This window comes from Nonomuraea sp. MTCD27 (assembly GCF_041950495.1).
Classification (GTDB): domain Bacteria; phylum Actinomycetota; class Actinomycetes; order Streptosporangiales; family Streptosporangiaceae; genus Nonomuraea.
Genome location: NZ_JBGNUW010000015.1, coordinates 214135 through 228564, shown reverse-complemented (window position 1 = coordinate 228564; position 14430 = coordinate 214135). Strand labels below are relative to the sequence as shown.

Sequence of the window (14430 nt, the reverse complement as noted above, 5' to 3'; positions counted from 1 at the left end):
GGGGTCACGCTCCCGGCTCGAACTCCGCCACCAGGCGAAGCAGCTCGCCGACGTCGTCCGCCTCCTCCAGCCGGCCCGCGAGGCCGGCCACGGCCTGGGAGGTGGCGGCGGAGAGCCGGCCGGCCGCGTTGTCGCGGAACTTCAGCGCCAGCTCCGCCGCGGACAGCGGGCGGGCCGGGCCGCCGCGGTTGGCGAGCACCTCCTGCCGCCACTCGCGGCCGTCGAGGTCGCGGGCGGTCAGCACGGCGGGGAACTGGTGCGGGAAGATCTCCGTCGCGCGGTCGTCCGGCACCACGTCCACCTTGGCCATGAGCTCGCGCCGCAGCGGGTCGCGGGCCAGCTCGTCGGTGAAGTCGGCCAGCCCCGCGCCAAGGCCGCCGCCGCCGAGCAGCCCGGCCACCACCGCGTACGGCCCGCTGAACTGGGCCTGGTACCCGGTCTCCGGGGCCCGCTTGGCCTCGATCGGCTGCCCGATCGTCCGGATGACGGGAGCGGGGACGCCCAGCGTCAGACGCTCCACGCGGGCGGGGTCGAGCCCCTGCTCGCGCAGCCCGATCGCGGCGTCGATCGCGGCGTGGGTGAAGTGGTTGGCCGGATAGGGCTTGAAGAAGATGCCGGGCACGGCCCACTCCGAGCCGAGGCCCCTGGTGATCTCCTCGGGGGCGTAACGGCCGTGCAGGAACGCCTCGAAGAAGCCGAACCGCCCCTCCAGGACGGTCGGCGGGCCGGTGAACCCGCGCCGGACCAGGTCCGCCGCCGTCACCGCCGCGTGCGCCGCCCACCCGCAGTGCAGCCGCTTGACCGTGCCGCCCGTCCGGTTGCCCTCGATGATGCCCGAGGCCGTGGAGGCGGCCACGCCCAGGACGTCGAGCACGCCTTCGCGGGACTGGCCGAGCAGCAGGGCCGCCGCGACGGCGCCGCCCATGGTGCCGCAGATCGAGGTGGCGTGCTGGCCGTGCTCGAAGAAGACGGAGTTGCCGGCCTCGGGGTCGTATCCCGCCATGCCCAGGCGTACGCATACCTCCAGGCCGACGGCGATCGCGCGGATCGTGTCCCGGCCCGAGGCGCCGGCCAGCTCGGCGGCGGCGAGCGCGGCCGGGACGACCGGCGCGCTGGGATGGAGCACCGAGGGCAGGTGGGTGTCGTCGTAGTCGAGGGAGTGGGCCAGCACCCCGTTGGCCAGCGCGGCCAGCGCCGCGGGCACCGGCGCGCCGCCGCCCACGATGTGCGCCTGCGGGCGGCCGCCCTGGTCGTGGACGTAGTCGAGGATGCTCCTGCTGGTCGGCAGGCGATGCGCGGCCACGCAGAGGCCGATCACGTCGAGCACGCGCTTGCGCACGCTGTCGACGACCGCCTCCGGGAGGGTGGCGTAGGAGGTGCCGACCGCGAAGTCGGCCAGCCGGCGGCCGAGCGTCGGCTCAGCCACGGGCCACCTCGCGCTTCTGAGCGGCGGACACCAGCGCCAGCGGGCGCACCGGCGAGCCGGTGGCGCCGACGAACGCCAGCGGTGACAGGACGAAGGTGAACTCGTGGACGCCGTCGCGGGCCAGGGCGTCCAGGTCCATCGCCTCGACGATGAAGATGCCGGACTCCACCAGCAGCACCCGGTGCCCGGGCAGCACGCTGTGCCCCTGCCCCGGGGCCAGGCGCTCGAAGGCGATGGTGTCGGCGCCCACGGCGTGCGCGCCCCGCCCGGCCAGCCAGCGGGCGCCGGCCTCGCCCACCCCGGGCACGCCCGACTCCGCGCCGATGTAGACCTCCCGGTCCGGGTCGGCGAAGTGGCGGCCCCACCCGCTGCGGACCAGGATGACGTCGCCGGGGCCGGGCTCGACGCCCTGCCGCTCGACGGTCGCGTCCAGGTCGGCCGGGGTGATCTCGTAGCCGGGCGCGCAGCACTCCAGCCCCAGCGTGCCGGGCACGTCCAGCAGGACGCCGCGGCGGACCATGGGCGCGACCGTGTGCACGCCGTGATCGGGATAGCGGCCGCCCACGCAGGCCGCGGCCGCGTCGGCGCCGCCGTGCAACCTGCCGTCCTGCGACACGTGCGCGAGGGCGTCGATGTGGGTGCCGACATGGGTGCCCATGAAGATCAGGTCGTTGGCGGCCGAGCCCCCGTCGGGACGGACCTTGTCGCCGTGCCGGCGCGGAAGGGTGTGGGTGTAGGCGGGGTGGTTCGGCGACTGGGGCATGCCGGCGAAGAGCGGCCTGCCCAGGTCGTAGATCGTCACACCGCCGCGTACCGCGTCGAGCAGCGGGTCGGTGTTCGGGGTCGTGCTCATGCTCTCCGTCTCTCTTACCGGCGTCCTGTGGCATAGCGCACCGTGCGCTCCAGGACGAAGCCATCCTGCGGCAACGCCGCGTCCAAGGCGGCCCTGGCCTCACCGCGCAGGGATTCGGGGATGGTCTCCAGCGGGGCCCTGCGGGCGGCCGACCAGAGCCAGTCCCACACCTGCCCGGCGGCGACGGGCACCTCGAACACCACATCCGCGCAGGTGACGTCGCTCAGGCCGCCCTCTTCGAACAACTTTCTCAGCTCCTCCGGCCCGCCCAGCGTGTGCTGGAACGGCGCGCTGCCCGCACCCGTGGTGTACGGCTCCAGCGCCCGCGCCACCAGCCCGAGCAACTCGGCCTCGGCCGGGCTCGACCTGACCAGCAGGCTGGCCGCCAGCCGCCCGCCGGGCCGCAACAACCCGGCCATGGACCGGACGGCGGCGAGCGGGTCCGGCAGGAAGTACAGCATCATCCCCGCCAGCACCATGTCGAACCGCTCCCCGGGCAGCAGCTCCTCGGCCCGCTCCGCGTCGCCCAGCAGGACGGTCGCCTGGCTCAGCCCGTGGCGCTCGATCTCGGCGGTGGCGGCGGCGACCATGCCCGGCGCGAGGTCCAGGCCCACGACCCGGCCGGTGGGGCCGACCGCCCGCGCCGCCGGCACGAGGGAGGCGCCGGTCCCGCAGCCCGCGTCGAGGACGTGGTCGCCGGGCCCGGGTGCGGCGCGCCGTACCAGCTCGGCGGCGACCGGCCCGAAGAACGGCACGCCGACCCGCTCGTAGGTGCCGGACGCACGGTCGAACACACCGGCCATGTACTCCTTGGCGTTCATCAGATTTCCTCCTCAGTCAGCAAGCAGGCAGGGGGTGGACCGATGATCAGATGAGCTCGGAGCCGAGCCTGCCATGAAAGGGGCGTAACCAGCAAAGGCCCCTGGCACCCGCCCTGTTACTCCTTCGGCGGCGGCCCCGTCTGGGCTACGATCATGTGCGCGGCGTTCCCGGGCTCCCGCCGGGCACCGCGTTCGTCTGAGGCAGGCAAGCCCCCAGTTTTCTGGAAGGACATATGCCGCATTCCGCAGACCTCCTGTGGGGAGCAGTAGGCGACATCTCGCGCTTCGCGGCCCTGCTGACCATGGCCGAGCTGGGCGTGGCCGACCACCTCGCGAGCGGCCCGCTGGACACCGCCGAGCTGGCCGCGCGCTGCGGGGCGCACGCTCCCTCGCTGCGCCGGGTCCTGCGCGAGCTGGCCGGCATGGGCCTGGTCACGGCCGCCGGGCCGGACGCGTACGGACTCACGGAGAAGGGCGCGGCGCTGCGCTCGGACGTGCCCGGCTCCGTCCGCTCCTCGATCCGCATGCTCGGCGAGGAGGGCTTCTGGTACGCCATGGGCATGCTGCCCGCCACCGTCCGCCAGGGCAGCTCGGCGTTCATCAAGCGCTACGGCAACCTGTACGACCACCTCGCCCGGAGCCCGGGCGCGAGCGCCCTGTTCGACGACTACATGACCGCCCGCGCCGCCGCCTTCACCGAGGGCCTGGTCAGGCGCTACTCCTTCCCCGCCACCGCGACCATGGTGGACGTGGCCGGCGGGAAGGGTCACATCCTGGCCACGGTCCTGCGCGCCAACCCGCGGATGCGCGGCCTGCTGTTCGACCTGGAACACGTGGTGGAGCACGCCAGGCGGACGCTGGCCGACGCGGGGCTGGCCGACCGCTCGGAGGTCGTCGCCGGCGACTTCTTCGCCGGGGTCCCGGCCGGCGGCGACATCTACCTGCTGGCCAGCGTCCTGCACAACTGGGACGATGAGGACGCGGTCAAGATCCTGCGCAACGTCCGCGAGGCCATGAGCCCCGGCGGGCGCGTCCTGTTGCTCGAGGTGGTGCTCCCCGACGACGAGGAGCCGCACCTAGGTAAGGACATCGACATGCGGATGCTGGCGATCTTCAACGGCGGCACCGAACGCAGCCGCGACGAGTACGCCTCCCTGCTCGACCGGGCGGGGCTGGCCCTCAGCGACGTCGTGGAACTCGGCTCCGGCGCCAACCTCATCGAGGCGGGGCGCCGCTGACCTCTCTCACCCCTCCACCGGATCACCGGACTCAGAAAGGCAGTGGCGATGCAACTGACCAGGATCGTAGTCGCGGGTATGGCAGTGGCGCTGGCGCTCAGCGCGTGCGGAGGCGGAGGGGAACAGGGCGGCGCGACCGGTGCCGCGTCCCCCGGCGGGCTGGAGAAGACCCAGCTCCTGGTCGGCGTGGTGCCGGTGCCGTCCTCGGCGTCTCTGTTCATCGCGGAGAAACGCGGCTTCTTCAAGGAAGAGGGCCTGACCGTCAAGACCGAGATCATCCAGGCGCCGACGGCGGTCATGCCGAAGATCGTCAACGGCAGCATGGACGCGTTCATGACGAGCTACGTGGTGCTCATGACGATCAACGACTCCGGCGCGGCCAAGCTGAAGCTCTTCCAGCACACCATGGGAGGCGCGCCCGGCTTCTCCGCGGTGGTCGTGGCCAAGGACTCGCCGATCAAGACCGTCGCCGACCTCAAGGGCAAGACGGTCGCGGTCAACGTGCTCAAGGCGCTCGGGCAGACGGTGACCAACGCCCACCTGCAGGCGGCCGGGGTCAAGCCGGAGGAGGTCAAGTTCGTCCCCGTGGCGTTCGCGGACCAGCTCGGCGCCCTGTCCACGGGCAAGGTGGACGCGGCCTGGCTGGTCGAGCCGTTCCTGAGCGCGGCCATGAAGAGCGGCGCCACCCAGATCGTCGACACCGTCACCGGGGTCACGGAGGGTGTGCCGATCGACGGGTGGGGCGTCACCGAGCAGTGGCTGACCAGATATCCGAAGACGGCCGCCGCCTTCCATCGCGCGCTCGCCAAGGCTCAGCAGGTCGCCGGCGCCGACCGTAAGGCCATCGACGAGGTCGTGCCGACGTACACGCAGATTCCCGCGGACGTGGCGGCGACGATGAAGGTCGGCACGTTCACCATGGAGGCCGACCGGGCCAGCGTGCAGAAGCTGGCCGACCTCATGCACGGCTACGGCTACCTGAAGGCCAAGGCGGACGTGGGGCAGCTCTTCGCCTCGGTCGGCGGATGATCCGTCGGTGGCCCGGGCGCGGCGCGCTCCCCTCCGGCCCTGGGCGGGGACTGCTCGGTGTGGCCGGGGTCGCGGGCTTTCTGGGCCTCGTCGAGCTGGCCGGGCGGATCGGGCTGATCCCGGACTTCCTGCCGTACGTGTCGCACGTGCTCGCCACGGCGGCGGCGCTGCCGCTGGACGCGCAGTTCAGGGCCGACGTGCTGGCCACGCTCGGCCCGTGCCTGGTGGGGCTGGCGATCGCGATCGCGGTCGCCGTGCCCGCCGGGCTGCTGTTCGGGACCGTGCCGTTCATGGAGCGCTCGACCCGGCCACTGGTGGAGTTCCTGCGGCCGATCCCGTCGGTGGCGCTGATCCCGCTGGCGGTGTTCCTGTTCCCCGAGGGGCACGACGCCAAGACCGCGCTCGTCGTCTACACCTGCTCGTGGCCGCTGCTCATCAACACGATGTACGGCCTGGGCGACGTCGATCCGCTCGCCAAGGACACGCTGCGCAGCTTCGGGTTCGGCCCGCTGGCGGTGGTGCTGCGGGTGAGCCTGCCGAGCGCGGCTCCGTTCATCGCCACCGGGGTGCGGATCGCGGTCGCGGTCACCCTGATCGTGGCCGTGAGCGTGGAGCTGCTGGCGCCCGGCGGCGGCGGGATCGGGGCGTTCCAGTCGCTGGCGGGCAGCGCCAACCGGCTCGACCGGGTGCTGGCGGCCACGGTGTGGGCCGGGGTGATCGGGCTGGCGGCCAACCTGCTGTTCACGGCCGGTGAGCGGCGGCTGTTCCGCTGGCACCGCACGCGGACGGGGGAGATCGCATGAGCTTCGTGCGCCGGGTGTCGTGGTACTGGCTGCTGCCCCTGGCGGTGCTGCTCTGGGAGGTCGTCACGCGGTCCGCGCAGGCCACGTACTTCCCGCCGCCGTCGCAGATCGTGGTCCGGCTGCGGGAGATGTGGTTCTCCGGGCCGCCGTCGCGGGTGTTCCTCACCGACGAGGCGCTGGCGGACCTGCTGCCGAGCCTGGGCAGGCTGTTCACCGGGTGGGCGATCGCGTGCGCGGCGGGCGTGCTGGTCGGCGTCGTGCTCGGGCGCTCGCGGTGGCTGTCGGGGCTGGTGGAGCCGCTGCTGCACTTCGGCCGCTCGGTCCCGCCGGCCACGCTGCTGCCGGTGTTCCTGGTGCTGTTCAAGGTCGGCACGCCGATGCAGCTGGCCTCGATCGTGTACGGCGTCGTCTGGCCGGTGCTGATCAACAGCATGGACGGCGCCCGCCACGTCGACCGCCAGTACATCGAGACCGGCGCGGTCTACCGGCTGAGCTCCTGGCAGCGGCTCACCAGGATCATCCTGCCCGCCGCCGCCCCGAAGATCTTCGCGGGGCTGCGGCTGAGCGTGTCACTGGCGTTGATCATGATGGTCATCTCCGAGCTGGTGGGAAGCAGCGAGGGGATCGGGCACCGGATGTTGGAGGCGCAGAGCCAGTTCGACATCCCGGCCATGTGGGCGGGCATCGTGCTGCTGGGGCTGCTCGGCATCGCGCTCAACGCGGCGTTCCTGGGCGTCGAGCGGGCGGTGCTCGGCTGGCACGTCAGCGCCCGTACAGACGGGTGATGGCCGCCGCCTGCCTGGCCCGCAACCGGGCCCGGTCGGGCGGCACGCCGGGCACGCCGGGCTCCGGGCGCTCGACGTCGTGCCTGGCGTACTCCTCGGCCCACAGGCCGGTCTTGACCCGGCTGAGCAGGTTGGCCATGCCGGGCCGCAGCCGGGCGCGGCGCAGCGCGGCCAGGTCCAGCTCCGCCGCGGCGACCAGCGACTCCCCCGGCCCGGCCTGCGCCAGCACGCGCCCCTGGTGGTCGATCAGCTCCGAGCCGCCGTTGGTGGAGTCGCCGGGGATCGCGATGCCCCGCAGGCCGCCGGTGTTGGCCGCCACCACGTAGGCCAGGTTCTCCACGGCGCGGGCGCGGCGGGCGATCGCCTTGGGTGTGAGCGCCGGGGAGGACGCCTCCGAGGTCGGGTTGCAGAGCACCTCAGCGCCGCGCAGGGCCAGCGCGCGGGCCAGCTCGGGCATGAGGATCTCCTCCGAGGCGACCACGGCGAGGTTCCCGATCTCGGTACGGGCCACCGGGAGCACGCCGTCGATGCCGTAGATCTCCAGGTAACGCTCCCACACGTCGTACGGGGTCGGCGAGAACAGCGAGTGCAGCCGGCGATAACGCAGCACGGCCTCACCCGCCGGGGAGAGGATCACCGACGCCTGGAAGTACAGGTCGGGGAAGTGCCCGTCGCGCTCGTAGGCGTTCACGCACAGGAACACGTCGTGATCGGAGGCGACGGCGGCCAGCGCCCGGTATTCGGGGCCGTCGGGGTCGAGGGCCACCTGGTCCCGCCACTCGGCCGTGCCCTGACCCATCGGGAAGCCGGTCAGCACGTATTCGGGCAGCACCACCAGGCGCAGGTCCGGCCCCAGCCACGCCTTGGAGGCGCCCACCTGGGCGCCGATCCGGTCGACGGCGGCCCTGACCTCGGCCCCGGCCGTCGTCTCCACCTGCAGCGCGAGGGCGGTGAACGCGGTCATTCAGCCGGCCCGCCGCTCGTCGATCAGCGTCCGGCGCACGCACACGCCGTCCTCGATCCACTGCCACACCCGGCTGCGCGACTTCCCGTCCTCGCTCAGCACGATGAGCTCGAACAAGCTCAGGCCCTGCCCCTTGAACCGCCAGGTCAGGTAGATCGTGCTGTCGTCCAGCTCCCGGAACTCGCCCTTGAGCCGCTCGGTGTCGAACCCGCAGCGCCCGCCCCCGAGGTAGGTGCCGGGGAACTCGTGCACCTCCTCGCGCCCGTCGTCCCAGGTGTAGCGGTTGGTCTGGTGGTAGGTGGCGTCGCCGAGGATCGCGCAGGTCATCCGTACCCGGTGCCGGTCGAGCAGCTCGCCGTCGCGGCCGAGGTGGAGGTACTCGCCCTCCCACTCACCCTCGTGCCGGGCCAGCAGCGGCATGTCCGAACGAAGTCCCATCCGGGCTACTCCTTCGTCGTGTGCCACCACGGGTCGGCGGCGTCGGATCGGTTGACCAGGAAGGCCCGGCGGCGCAGGAAGCGGCCGATGGAGGCCACGCCCATGCGTGAGCCGCCGAGCCCGGACAGGCGGAAGGAGTGCTTCTCGCCCTCGTGCACCAGCGCCGTCAGCGCGGCGTCGTTGACGCTGACCGCACCGGCCCGCAGGCGGGCCGCGACGGCCATGGCCTGGTCCTCCGTGGCGGCGAAGACCGCGGCCGACAGTCCGTACACCGAGTCGTTGGCCAGGGTGACCGCCTCGTCCGGCCCGTCCACCGCCATGACCGGCAGCACCGGGCCGAACGTCTCCTCCGTCATGATCAGCATCGTGTGGTCGACCCCGGACAGCACGGTGGGCCGGCACCAGTGGCCGCCCCCGTGCCGCTCGATCTGCCCGCCGGTGTGCACGGTCGCGCCCCTGGCCACGGCGTCGGCGAGGTGGGCGGCGATGACGTCCTCCTGCCCGGGCCCGATGATGGGGCCGATCGGGCCGCCCTCGCAGGTCAGGCCGACCTGGGCGGCCTTGGCCACGAGCCGGTCGAGGAACTCGTCGTGCGCCTCCCGGGCCACGTAGACGCGCTCGATGGACTGGCAGGACTGCCCGGCGTTGGCGGTGCCGCCCCACAGGACGGCCGACGCCGCCCGGTCGAGGCCGGCCCCGGCCAGCACGATCGCCGGATCCTTGCCGCCCAGCTCCAGGTACGCCGGCACGAACGCGCGGGCCGCGGCCGACGCCACCAGCCGGCCCGTTTCGACGCTGCCGGTGAACACCACCGCGTCCACCAGGTCCACGAGCGCGGCGCCGGTCTCGCCGTCCCCCTCGACGACCGCGAGCGGCAGCTCGTCGGGGACCAGCCGCATCAGCGGCTCGATGAACCGGGGCGTCACCTCGCTCGGCTTGACCAGCACCGCGCAGCCCGCGGCCAGCGCCGGGACGGCGTCGATGAGGCCGAGCAGGAGCGGCAGGTTCCACGGGCTGATCACCCCGACCAGCTCGTACGGCACCGCGTCGCCGGCCACGAAGACGCCGGGCAGGGAGGCGGGGCGCTCGGCGGGCGGGGCGAGGAGGGCGGGCGCCTGGCGTACCCATCGGTCGATGAGGGCGGCCACGAGCCGGCGCTCCAGCAGCGACTCCCCCACCCTGCCGGTGTCGGTCACCAGGGCGGCGAGCAGGTCGTCGTCATCGGCCAGCGCGGCACCGAACCGGGACAGGACCGCGCCGCGATCGGCGCTCAGCCAGGCGGGGGACCTTTCGCGCAGCCCGGCCGCGGCGGCGGCCAGCCGGTCGGGCGGGATAGGGGCGAGCGGCCTGTCGGCCTGCCCGGTGATCGGGTTCCGGACGTTCATGCGGTGCGGCCACGGGACATGGTGCTCCTGCGATGTTCGGCGGGAGCCATTGTGATCATGTGAATGCCCGCGCGTCAACGCACTCGCGGGTCGGCGTTGTCAACCGCCCCAGCCGGGCACGGCCATCCGGACCGTGAGAGCGTGCTCGACCAGGTTGATCAGCGCGCTCTTGACCGAGTCCTTGGAGCGGGCGTCCAGCCGGACCAAGGGGATGTGCGGAGCCAGCGTCAGCGCGTCGCGCACCTCGGAGTCGCTGTGGGGATACTGGCCGTCCCACCCGTTCACGCCCACCACGAACGGGAGCTGGGCCTCTTCGAAATAGTCGATGGCCGGGAAGCTGTCGGCAAGACGGCGCGTGTCGACCAGCACGACCGCGCCGATGGCACCGCGCACCAGGTCGTCCCACATGAACCAGAACCGGTGCTGCCCGGGCGTGCCGAACAGGTAGAGGATCAGGTCACGGTCCAAGGAGACCCGGCCGAAGTCCATGGCGACGGTCGTGGTCGACTTCAGCGGTGTCATGCCCAGATCGTCGATTCCGGCGGAGGCATCCGTCATGACGGCCTCCGTCGTCAACGGCATGATCTCCGACACCGCGCCGACGAACGTCGTCTTGCCCACCCCGAAACCTCCAGCCACCACGATCTTCGTCGAGGTGAGGCCGGGGCTAGAGCCTGCGAAGTCCACTGAGCACCCTTTCGAGCAGATTTACGTCCGGCCTTCCGGCGTCCAGCTGTGGCTGATGCACGCGGACCAGACCTTCGGCGGCCATGTCAGCGATCAGCACGCGCACCACGCCGAGCGGGATCCGCAGCAGAGCCGACACCTCTGCCACGGACCGGACCTGCCGGCACAGTTGGCTGATCGCCTGGTACTCCGGCGTGATATGCGAGAACTCCCGGTGCTCGGCGGTCGCCGAGGACACCAGGGCCTCCATCGCCAGCTTGACCCGCGGCGCCGTCCGTCCACCTGTCACCGCGTACGGGCGGACGGGCGAGGCGGGGTCAGGATTCAGCTGCGACTGGGACTGGGGTTGAGGCGGAGGTGCCCAACCGCCGCTGTTCCATCTCGGGTCGGACACGTACATCACCTGATCTGGCTGGCGCGCAGCTCGGCACGCACAGCCGGGGTCAGCACCTGACCGGCGCGATCCACCATCAGTGTCATCTGGTACGCCACCAGCCCCATGTCGCAGTCCGGAGCCGCCAGCACCGCCAGGCACGAACCATCGCTGACCGACATGATCAGCATGAGCCCGCGCTGCATCTCCACGATCGTCTGATTGACCGCACCGCCCTCGAACACCCTGGCCGCGCCCTGCGTCAGGGACACCAGCCCCGACGCGATCGCCGCCAGCTGATCAGCCCGATCCGCCGGGAAACCCGACGACGCCGCCAGCGGCAGACCGTCGGACGAGACCACCACCGCATGGGCGACGCCCGGGACCGTGCTGACGAAGTCCGTGATCAGCCAGTCGACTCCGCGTGCCGCGTGGCTGAGGTCGTTCATGCGCCCTCCTCCCTGTCGTTGTTGTTCGCCCTTTCGGGGCCGGAGGGGGGAATCGCCCTGCCCTCGCTGATGTCGTCACGCGCTGCCCGGAAGCCCTGCTGGAAGCTGGAGAGCCGGTTGCGCACCCGGTCCGGCGACACCGACGGCATCGGCGACACGCCCTTGGGGGACGCGCCCGTGTCCGCCGAGCCCGGTACCAGGTTGGCCTTGGGCACCCGCTTGGGGAGTCCCGCCGCCGTCGATCCGTCACGCACCGGCTCCACCGCCGCCTCCGCCGCGCTCCAGCCCGCGTCCGCCTTCGATGAGCCCCAGCTCGCGCCGTTCGCGTCGCGCCCGAACCAGGCGGACTCGACGGCGGCGAAGATCGGCAGGTAGTCGTCGCCGGCGGACGCGGGCGGTGCCGCCGGCATGGGACCCGTGGCGCCGGACTCGGGCTCGGGGAACCCCGGCCGCTGCGGCGGGTTGGTGTCCTGGTTCCAGCCGCCGGGCGGCGGCTGGTGGACCGGTCTCTTGGGCAGGTTGCCACGCTCGCCGTTCCAGCCGGTGCCGCGGTGCGGCGCCCAGACGTCACCGCTCGGGGGGCCGCTCTGGAAACCATTCTGGAAGCCGCCCTGCAGGTCGTGGCCGCCACGCGGTTCCGCGGGCCAGGCGGCGGGGTCGGGCTGCCAGGGGGGATCCGCCGACCAGTTCCCGCCCGCCTCGGGGTTCGACGGGAACGACGGGTGGCCGGGGCCCATCTGGAACGCCGGCTGCGGCCAGTCGGCCGCCGGTGGCGGGGGCTGCGGCCAGTCGGTGGCCGGTGGCGGGGGTTGCGGCCAGTCGGTGGCCGGTGGGGCGGGATGCGGCCCCGAGTACGGCTCGTCCCTGGGCCCGCCGCTCGCCGCACCCGCGAGGGCCGGCGGCTGGTTGTCCGAGAACGAGGGCGGCTGGTTGCCGGAGAAGGACGGCATTCCGGCGAAGTTGGGGGCCTGGGAGCCCAGCATGTTCTCCGGGATCAGCACCATGGCGGTCAGGCCGCCGGAGGTGTGCGGGCGCAGCTGCACCCGGATGCCGTGCCGGTGCGCCAGCCTGGCAACCACGAACAGCCCCATACGCCGCGACACCGACACGTCCACGCTGGGCGCGTCCGTCAGCCGCTCGTTGGCCTGGGCCAGTTCCTCCTGGGTCATGCCGATGCCGGAGTCGGTGATCGACAGCATCACACCGCCGCCGTCGATCCGGCTGCCCGAGACCGTCACCCTGTTCTCGCGCGGAGAGAACGACAGCGCGTTCTCGACCAGCTCCGCGAGCAGGTGGATGACGTCGTTGACGGCCTGCCCGGCCACCGAGACCCCGTCGGGCACCTGGAGCACGACCCGCTCGTAGTTCTCGACCTCCGACAGGGACGCCCGCGCGACGTCCACCAGCTTGACCGGCTGGCTCCACCGGCGCGGCGGGTCCTGCCCCGCCAGCACCAGCAGGTTCTCGCTGTTGCGGCGCATGCGGGTGGCCAGGTGGTCCAGCTTGAACAGGTTGCCGAGCCGCTGCTCGTCCTGCTCGCCCTGCTCCAGGCCGTCGATCAGGGTGATCTGCCGCTCCACCAGCGTCTGGCTGCGCCGTGAAAGGTTCACGAACATCGCGTTGACGTTGCTGCGCAGGCGGGACTCCTCGCCCGCCAGCCGGACCGCCTCGCGGTGCACCTCGTCGAACGCCCGCGCCACCTCACCGATCTCGTCGTGCGTGTCCACGCCGATCGGCACGACCGGCCCGACCGTGCCGTCGCCGCTGTCGCGCAGCTGCTGGACGGTCTCCGGCAGGCGCTGCCCGGCGATGTCCAGCGCCTCGCGGCGGAGCCTGCGCAGCGGCCTGATGAGCGAGCGGGCGATGAGCGAGATGATCGCGAGAACCACGATCAGCAGGAGCAGGATGAGCCCGCCGGACATCATCGCCGAGCGGTTGGCGCCCTCCTCCAGGCCACGGGCGCGCAGGATGACGGAGGAGGACAGCTCCTTCTCCACCTTGCGCAGCGCGTCGATCTTGCCGGTGCTGACCTCGAACCAGGTGACCACGTCCCGGTCGGGCCGTACGCCGATGCTGAGCTCCTTGCCCTCCGACGACTGCGCCATGGCCCGTAACCTGAACAGGTCGGTCTGGTCGACGTCCCGGCCCACGACGGTGTTGCGGTAGAGCTCCAGCTGGTCGAGGGTGGCGAGGGTGGCGAACAGCGTCTCCTCGCTCTCCTCGCGCGACTTGGCGTCGGTGAGGGCGTCGAGCTCGCCGCTGTCGAACCCCTTCTTGTCCAGCGCGCTGGCCAGGATGCCGCGCTGCTTGGACGCCTGCTCCTTGGCCCGGGCGATGGCGGCCATCGAGCTGGCGCTGTCGGCCACCTCGTCGTCCACCGCGACCTGGCCCACCTGGTCGTGGAACCGCAGCAGGGTCGCGATGATCTCCGAGTATTTCCTGATCATCGGCAGGGGCTGGATCTTGCCGTTGACGGCCGTCTCGCGCAGCGTCGGGATCTCTTCGAGACGCCGCAGCACCGGCCGTACCGCCTCGGCGTGGGTGTCGGTGAGCGCGAGGGCCCGCTGCTTGGCCTCTTCGATGAGGCCGTTCACGCCGCTGTACGTCGTCCGGAGCTGGGGCTCGCGATTGTTCGGCCGGCCCTGGGCGATGTAGAGAGCGGTCTCGTCACGTTCGAAGGACAGGTTGTGCGTGACGGCCCCGAGCTGCTCGCTGAGCTCGGCGACCTCTCTGAGGGTCTGGTAGGTGTTGGCATCGCTGAGCGAGGTGACGACGTTCAGCCCGCCCAGACCCACGGCGACGGCCGTTGGAACGACGATCAGCGCGACCAGGCGCGACCGCACGTGCCAATTGCCCAATCCGAACCTCTTCGAGGGTGGATCGGACAGCCGTCGCTTCTGATGGCCGTGCGGCTCGCGGTCAGCGGAAGCTTCAGCGCTCTGCGTTCTCACTTGCCTTCGCAACCTCTCGCCCCTGCGGGGAATTCTCGGAGACCATGCAGGTAAATGCAGGTGGGGCAATATGTACGTCGAGATAAGCGCCATTTGAGCACAAGGGTCGACCAGGGCCAACCACCACTAGTGCCCCGATGAGGTGTTTATCCCGAAATGTCCAGAAAATCTGACGGAATTGATAAACCTGCTTCCACCAGGCGAAACAGGCAACAGGAGATCGTTCCA

At 72.0% G+C, this 14430-nt stretch carries 14 protein-coding genes; 4 read left to right on the top strand and 10 right to left on the bottom strand.

Annotated features, from left to right (window positions below; genetic code table 11):
* Positions 1-4: 4 nt before the first annotated feature.
* Genes ACBJ59_RS38245 through ACBJ59_RS38235 form a run of 3 tightly spaced genes read right to left on the bottom strand, consistent with a single transcriptional unit; the run spans position 5 to position 3100 of the window.
* Positions 5-1426 (bottom strand): MmgE/PrpD family protein, encoded by a 1422-nt coding sequence (locus tag ACBJ59_RS38245; RefSeq protein WP_375115035.1) that lies wholly within the window; start codon positions 1424-1426, stop codon positions 5-7.
* Complete coding sequence (locus ACBJ59_RS38240) at positions 1419-2279, bottom strand: cyclase family protein (protein ID WP_375115034.1); 861 nt, start codon at positions 2277-2279, stop codon at positions 1419-1421. Before ACBJ59_RS38240 ends, ACBJ59_RS38245 begins: the two co-directional genes overlap by 8 nt.
* A 14-nt stretch (positions 2280-2293) precedes the next feature.
* The gene (locus ACBJ59_RS38235; protein ID WP_375115033.1) at positions 2294-3100 is read right to left on the bottom strand and encodes a class I SAM-dependent methyltransferase; all 807 of its coding nucleotides are present in this window, start codon (positions 3098-3100) and stop codon (positions 2294-2296) included.
* A 233-nt stretch (positions 3101-3333) separates the two neighbouring features.
* Between ACBJ59_RS38235 and ACBJ59_RS38230 the strand changes: the two genes are divergently transcribed.
* The 4 genes from ACBJ59_RS38230 (at position 3334) to ACBJ59_RS38215 (ending at position 6955) form a co-directional block, all read left to right on the top strand.
* Positions 3334-4338: a methyltransferase gene (locus ACBJ59_RS38230; protein ID WP_375115032.1), complete on the top strand. Its 1005-nt coding sequence runs from the start codon at positions 3334-3336 to the stop codon at positions 4336-4338.
* 78 nt (positions 4339-4416) lie between these two features.
* Entirely contained in the window at positions 4417-5367 is a 951-nt protein-coding gene (locus ACBJ59_RS38225; RefSeq protein ID WP_375115031.1) for an ABC transporter substrate-binding protein, read from the top strand.
* Positions 5364-6170 (top strand): ABC transporter permease, encoded by an 807-nt coding sequence (locus ACBJ59_RS38220; RefSeq protein WP_375115030.1) that lies wholly within the window; start codon positions 5364-5366, stop codon positions 6168-6170. The genes ACBJ59_RS38225 and ACBJ59_RS38220 overlap by 4 nt, the downstream gene beginning before the upstream one ends.
* Positions 6167-6955, top strand: coding sequence for an ABC transporter permease (locus tag ACBJ59_RS38215; protein WP_375115029.1), 789 nt, complete (start codon positions 6167-6169; stop codon positions 6953-6955). The genes ACBJ59_RS38220 and ACBJ59_RS38215 overlap by 4 nt, the downstream gene beginning before the upstream one ends.
* Here the strand turns inward: ACBJ59_RS38215 and ACBJ59_RS38210 are convergent.
* The 7 genes from ACBJ59_RS38210 to ACBJ59_RS38180 all read right to left on the bottom strand — a co-directional run bounded on the left by ACBJ59_RS38210 (position 6933) and on the right by ACBJ59_RS38180 (position 14094).
* Entirely contained in the window at positions 6933-7919 is a 987-nt protein-coding gene (locus ACBJ59_RS38210) for a nitrilase-related carbon-nitrogen hydrolase (RefSeq protein WP_375115028.1), read from the bottom strand. The genes ACBJ59_RS38215 and ACBJ59_RS38210 overlap by 23 nt on opposite strands.
* Positions 7920-8357 (bottom strand): DUF3598 family protein, encoded by a 438-nt coding sequence (locus ACBJ59_RS38205; protein WP_375115027.1) that lies wholly within the window; start codon positions 8355-8357, stop codon positions 7920-7922.
* A gap of 5 nt (positions 8358-8362) precedes the next feature.
* Positions 8363-9742, bottom strand: coding sequence for an aldehyde dehydrogenase family protein (locus ACBJ59_RS38200; RefSeq protein ID WP_375115026.1), 1380 nt, complete (start codon positions 9740-9742; stop codon positions 8363-8365).
* Positions 9743-9841: 99 nt separating this feature from the next.
* On the bottom strand, positions 9842-10429 hold the full coding sequence (locus tag ACBJ59_RS38195; RefSeq protein ID WP_346104696.1) for an ATP/GTP-binding protein: 588 nt from the start codon (positions 10427-10429) through the stop codon (positions 9842-9844).
* Positions 10410-10829, bottom strand: a complete 420-nt coding sequence (locus ACBJ59_RS38190) for a DUF742 domain-containing protein (RefSeq protein WP_375115025.1) — start codon at positions 10827-10829, stop codon at positions 10410-10412. The genes ACBJ59_RS38195 and ACBJ59_RS38190 overlap by 20 nt, the downstream gene beginning before the upstream one ends.
* Positions 10829-11251 (bottom strand): roadblock/LC7 domain-containing protein, encoded by a 423-nt coding sequence (locus tag ACBJ59_RS38185; protein ID WP_364114691.1) that lies wholly within the window; start codon positions 11249-11251, stop codon positions 10829-10831. The genes ACBJ59_RS38190 and ACBJ59_RS38185 overlap by 1 nt, the downstream gene beginning before the upstream one ends.
* Entirely contained in the window at positions 11248-14094 is a 2847-nt protein-coding gene (locus tag ACBJ59_RS38180) for a nitrate- and nitrite sensing domain-containing protein (protein ID WP_375115024.1), read from the bottom strand. The genes ACBJ59_RS38185 and ACBJ59_RS38180 overlap by 4 nt, the downstream gene beginning before the upstream one ends.
* Positions 14095-14430 lie beyond the last annotated feature (336 nt).